Origin of the sequence: Streptomyces sp. NPDC058246 (assembly GCF_042881985.1) — a bacterium.
Classification (GTDB): domain Bacteria; phylum Actinomycetota; class Actinomycetes; order Streptomycetales; family Streptomycetaceae; genus Streptomyces.
Genome location: NZ_JBHVWZ010000048.1, coordinates 1 through 5,745, shown reverse-complemented (window position 1 = coordinate 5,745; position 5,745 = coordinate 1). Strand labels below are relative to the sequence as shown.

General features: G+C 69.8%; 1 protein-coding gene. It reads right to left on the bottom strand.

Annotated elements, in window-relative coordinates:
* Nucleotides 1–90: 90 nt before the first annotated feature.
* Nucleotides 91–5,031, bottom strand: coding sequence for an NAD-glutamate dehydrogenase (locus ACFVXA_RS38765; RefSeq protein ID WP_383911542.1), 4,941 nt, complete (start codon nucleotides 5,029–5,031; stop codon nucleotides 91–93).
* Nucleotides 5,032–5,745 lie beyond the last annotated feature (714 nt).

The following is a 5,745-nucleotide window of genomic DNA, read 5'->3' as shown; positions in this document are numbered from 1 at the left end:
ATCTGGGCGCGCGCCGTCCATCCCCAAGGGGGGGCCCCCCCGCCCGCCCGGGGGGGGGGCGCCCCTCTCGATGTACGCCAATCGGGTGAATTACGAATGCGTCCGCAGCAGCGTCCGCATCGTCCGCATCGCCACCGACAGATTCGCGAGGTCGAACGAGTCCGAGCCCCGGATCTCCTCCAGGGTCGTACGGGCCCGTCCGAGGATCGCCGCGTTCTTCTCCTCCCAGGCCTTGAAGCGCTGCTCGGGAGTCGAGGTGCCGTTGCCGACGGCGAGGACGTCGGCGGTCAGCGAGGCGTGGGCCGCGTAGAGGTCCTCACGGATCGACGCGCGGGCCATGGACTGCCAGCGGTCGGCACGCGGGAGCTCGATGATGCGGTCCATCAGCTGGGTGATGCCGAGACGGTCGGCGAGGTCGTAGTAGACCTCGGCGACGGCCATCGGGTCCTTGCCCGTGCGGTCGGCCACCGCGACGATGTCCAGCGTCGGGAAGGCGGAGGAGAACCCGGCCACGCGGGTGGCCAGCTCGTCCGGGACGCCGGCGCCCGACAGCTCGTCGTAGATCTGCTGGTACCACTCCAGATCCGCGCCGCGCAGCAGCTTGGGCAGCTCCGACCAGACCTGCTCGACACCGTCGCTGAAGAAGCTGATCGTCTCGGCGAGCTGGAGCGGCTGCGGCCGGTTGTTGAGCAGCCAGCGCGTGCCGCGCTCGACGAGGCGCCGGGAGTGGAGCCGGATGCGGGTCTGCACGTCGGCGGCGACGATGTTGTCCAGCGCCTCCACCGCGTCCCACACCTTGCTCGACTCGAAGATCGCGCGGGCCGCGGTCTGCGCCCGGACGACCTCCTCCAGGGAAGCGCCGGTCTCCTCACGGAGACGGTGCAGGAAGCTCGTACCGCCCGTGTTGACCGTGTCGTTGACCAGGACGGTCGTGACGATCTCCCGGCGCAGCGCGTGCGCCTCGATCTGCTCGCGGAACTTCTCGCGCAGCGCGGTGGGGAAGTACGCGTACAGCAGCTTCTGCAGATACGGGTCGTCCGGCAGCGAGGTGGCGAGCAGCTCGTCGGAGACCGTGATCTTCGTGTACGCGAGAAGGACGGCCGTCTCGGGCCCGGTCAGGCCCTGCCCGCTGTTGAGCCGCTCGCGGATCTGCCGCTCGCTGGGCAGGAACTCCAGGGCCCGGTCGAGGTGGCCCGAGCGCACCAGGCTGCGCATGAACCGCTGCTGGGCGTGGAGCATGTCCGGGGACTGGGCCAGCGCGTTGGCGATCGCCACGTTCTGCGCGTAGTTGTTGCGCAGGACCAGCGCGCCGACCTCGTCGGTCATCTCGGCGAGCAGCTTGTTGCGCTGCTTGACGGTCAGATCGCCGTTGGCCACCACCGCGTTGAGCAGGATCTTGATGTTCACCTCGTGGTCGGAGGTGTCCACGCCCGCGCTGTTGTCGATGGCATCGTTGTTGATCTTGCCGCCGTGCTGCGCGAACTCGATCCGGCCGAGCTGGGTCAGACCCAGGTTGCCGCCCTCGCCGACGACCTTGACACGCAGGTCCGCGCCGTCCACGCGGATCGCGTCGTTGGCCTTGTCGCCGACATCCGCGTGCGACTCGGCGGACGACTTCACGTACGTACCGATGCCGCCGTTCCACAGCAGGTCGACCGGCGCCCGGAGGATCGCCCTCATCAGGTCGGCCGGGGTCATCTTGGCGACGCCGGCCTCGATACCGAGGGCCTCGCGGACATGCGCGTTGACCGGGATCGCCTTGGCGGTACGCGGGAACACACCGCCGCCGGACGAGATCAGCTCGCTGTTGTAGTCGGCCCACGACGAGCGCGGCAGCTCGAACAGGCGGCGCCGCTCGGCGTACGACGTCTCCGCGTCCGGGGTCGGGTCGATGAAGATGTGCCGGTGGTCGAAGGCCGCGACCAGCCGGATGTGCTCGCTGAGCAGCATGCCGTTGCCGAACACGTCACCCGACATGTCGCCTACGCCGACCACGGTGAAGTCCTGCGTCTGGGTGTTCACGCCCAGCTCCCGGAAGTGCCGCTTCACGGACTCCCAGGCACCGCGCGCGGTGATGCCCATCTTCTTGTGGTCGTAACCGGCGGAGCCGCCGGAGGCGAAGGCGTCGCCGAGCCAGAAGTTGTACTTCTCCGCGACCCCGTTGGCGATGTCCGAGAAGGTGGCGGTGCCCTTGTCGGCGGCGACCACGAGGTACGTGTCGTCCCCGTCGTGCCGGACGACGTCCACGGGCGGCACGACCTCACCGGCGACCATGTTGTCGGTGATGTCGAGCAGCGCCGAGATGAAGGTCTTGTAGCTGCGAATGCCCTCGGCCAGCCAGGCGTCGCGGTCCACGGACGGGTCGGGCAGCTGCTTGGCGACGAAGCCGCCCTTGGCGCCGACCGGCACGATGACGGTGTTCTTCACCATCTGCGCCTTGACCAGACCCAGGATCTCCGTGCGGAAGTCCTCACGCCGGTCGGACCAGCGCAGCCCGCCGCGCGCGACCTTGCCGAACCGCAGGTGCACACCCTCGACGCGCGGTGAGTACACCCAGATCTCGTACGCCGGACGCGGCGCCGGAAGGTCCGGGATGGCCGTCGGGTCGAACTTCATGGAGACGTATCCGTGCCACTTGGCGCCCAGCGCCTCCTGGAAGAAGTTCGTCCGCAGGGTCGCCTTGATGAGGTGCAGGAAGGACCGCAGGATCCGGTCCTCGTCCAGCGAGGCGACCTGGTCGAGTGCGGCGTCCAGCTCCTCGAGGAGGGCGTCGGTCAGCTCCAGACCGGCGCGCTGGCGGTCCGGCGACATCCGCGCCTCGAAGAGCGAGACCAGCAGCCGGGTGGTGTGGACGTTGTTGCGGAGGGTGTCCTCCATGTAGTCCTGGCTGAAGGTGGAACCGGCCTGGCGCAGGTACTTCGCGTACGCGCGCAGCACCATCGCCTGCCGCCAGGTCAGCCCGGCGCTCAGCACGAGGGCGTTGAAGCCGTCGTTCTCCGCCTCGCCGGTCCAGGTGGCGGCGAAGGCCTCCTGGAAGCGCTCGCGGCCGTCGTCGCCGAGGGAGTCGCCGTTGCCGTTCATGGACTTGGGCAGGCGCAGCCCGAAGTCGTAGATCCAGGCGGTCGTCCGGTCCGAGCAGCGCAGCTCGTACGGCCGCTCGTCGGTGACCTCGACGCCCATCCGGTTCAGGGCGGGCAGCACCGCGGAGAGCGACACCTGCTCACCGGTGCGGTAGATCTTGAAACGGCGCTCACCCGGCGCGGCGCCCACCGGCTCGTACAGGCTGAGCGCGAAGTCCTTGGTCTTGTCGCGCGTGAGCGCTTCGAGGTGGACCAGGTCGGCGACGGCGGCGCGCGGGGTGTGGTCGGCCTTGTAGCCCTCGGGGAAGGCGTTGCCGTAGCGGCGCAGCAGTTCGGCGGCGCGCTCCTCGCCGCACTCGGCGGTCAGCGCCTCCGCGAAGCCGTCGGCCCAGGAGCGGGCGGCCTCGACGAGCCGCGCCTCGATGCGTTCCTTGTCGGCGTCGGACAGCTGCGGCAGCTCGGTGCCGGGCTCGACGCGGACCACGAAGTGCAGCCGGGACAGGATCGACTCGGTGTTCCAGGCCGTGAAGTCGACGCTGGTGCCCTGCAGCTCCTCCTTGAGGATGTCGATGATCCGCAGGCGTACGCCGGTGGTGTAGCGGTCGCGCGGGAGGTAGACGAGCGCCGAGTAGTAGCGCCCGTACTCGTCCTGGCGCAGGTAGAGCCGCAGCCGGCGCCGCTCCTGGAGGTAGAGCACCGAGGTGACGATGGAGCGCAGCTCGTCGGCGGGCGTCTGGAAGAGCTCGTCGCGCGGGTACGTCTCCAGGATCTGCAGCAGATCGCGGCCGTCGTGACTGTTGGGCGAGAAGCCCGCGCCCTTGAGCACCTCGTCGACCTTGCGGCGCACGACGGGCACGCGGCGCACGGACTCGGTGTACGCGGCCGAGGAGAACAGGCCGAGGAAGCGCCGCTCGCCGATCACGTTGCCGTCGGCGTCGAACTTCTTCACCCCGACGTAGTCGAGGTACGACGGCCGGTGCACGGTCGCCCGGCTGTTCGCCTTCGTCAGCACCAGCAGCTTGTGCTCGCGGGCCTTGGCGCGGGCGTCGGCGGGCAGCCGCTCGAAGGACGGGCTGACCGGGTGGCTGTCCTCGCCCGCGTGCTGCGGGTCGGCGCGCAGGATGCCGAGCCCGGTGCCGGGCACGGCGGCCAGCGAGTCGTCGTCCCGCAGCTCGTACTCCCGGTACCCCAGGAAGGTGAAGTGGTCGCCCGCGAGCCAGCGCAGCAGCTCACGTGCCTCCTCGACCTCCTGGTCGCGCAGGTCGTCGGCGGTCGGCTCCTTGGGCAGCTCCTCCGCGATCCGCAGCGCGGAGTCGCGCATCTTCTCCCAGTCCTCGACGGCCTCACGGACGTCGGACAGGACGCGCAGCAGATCGGAGGTGATCTGCTTCAGGTCGGAGCGGTCGGTCTCGCGGTCGATCTCGACGTGGATCCAGGACTCGACGTGGGCGTCGTGCGGAAGCTCCTCGACGGCGGGCCGCCCGGGCAGCACGTCGATGAGCTCACCGGTCAGATCACGCCGTACGACGAACTGCGGGTGGATGACGACATGAATACCGCGGCCCTGGCGGGAGAGCTCATTGGTGACCGAGTCGACCAGAAAAGGCATGTCATCGGTGACGACCTCGACGACGGAGTGGCTGCACGTCCAGCCGTTCTCCTCGACGGTCGGGGTGTGGACCCGCACGTTGGCCGTGCCCTGGGGGCGGTTCTCGGCCAGTCGGTAGTGGGAGTAGGCGGCTCCGAAGACATCGACCGGGTCGCGGTCGGTGAGGTCCTCCGGGGCGGTGTGCAGGTAGTAGCGCTGGAGGAACGCGAGCACGGTGTCCCGGTCAGGAGTGCCCTCGCTCGTCGTCCCAGTCGGTAGGTGCCCCCCGACCGGGCTGTTCTCAGCTACCCGGGCGGCCCGTTCGAGCAGCTCGGCCTTGGCTTCGTCCAGCTTGGTCTGCATTGTCCTCTGGCTCCTGTCGCGCGCCGTTGCGTGACGTTGAAGGAAGTACGGTCTCTTCGCTTTCGACGTAACGCCGTGACGCGGGGTGTCCGGTCTGCTCCGACGCTATGCCGCAAGGGGAGATGAGCGGGGGGTTATCAGCCATTTGTGGCGCCTTCGGAGACTGTGACGCTGCTCTCGGCGACGTCCGTCCGTGGGGTGCCTTCGGCATCCGGAGTGCGCTGGTCGCCACCCCGACCCGCCCGCGAAGACCAGCGATCGCCACCCGGTCACGGATGTGGTCCGTGCTCTCCGGGCGCAGGGCAGGGGCGACGATGCCCCCGCGAGATATCGCGCTGATCACGCCACCAGGCTATCGCCCCCTACCGGGGGGCCGTCATGAGCCGTATGTGTACAAAACCGGGGGTGGAACTTTGACAGTATGCACAGGGACGAAAGGGACGAGCTCGTGCAGCACGCCCGGCGATGGGCCTGCGCCGACGTCCCGACCTGCGGTGGGGTGGGGGCCCACCTCCGCAAGTGTGGGCGGCTGCCGCTGGGGTGGCCGCGCACCCTCGTAGATGCGGGCAGTCGTGCCGCCAGGGGCGGCACGGGCGGGCGCAGCAGCGCGGCACGGGTGGGCGCAGCAGCACGGGCGGGCGCAGCGGCACGGGCGGGCGCAGCGGCACGGGCGGGCGCAGCGGCACGGGCGGGCGCAGCGGCACGGGCGGGCGC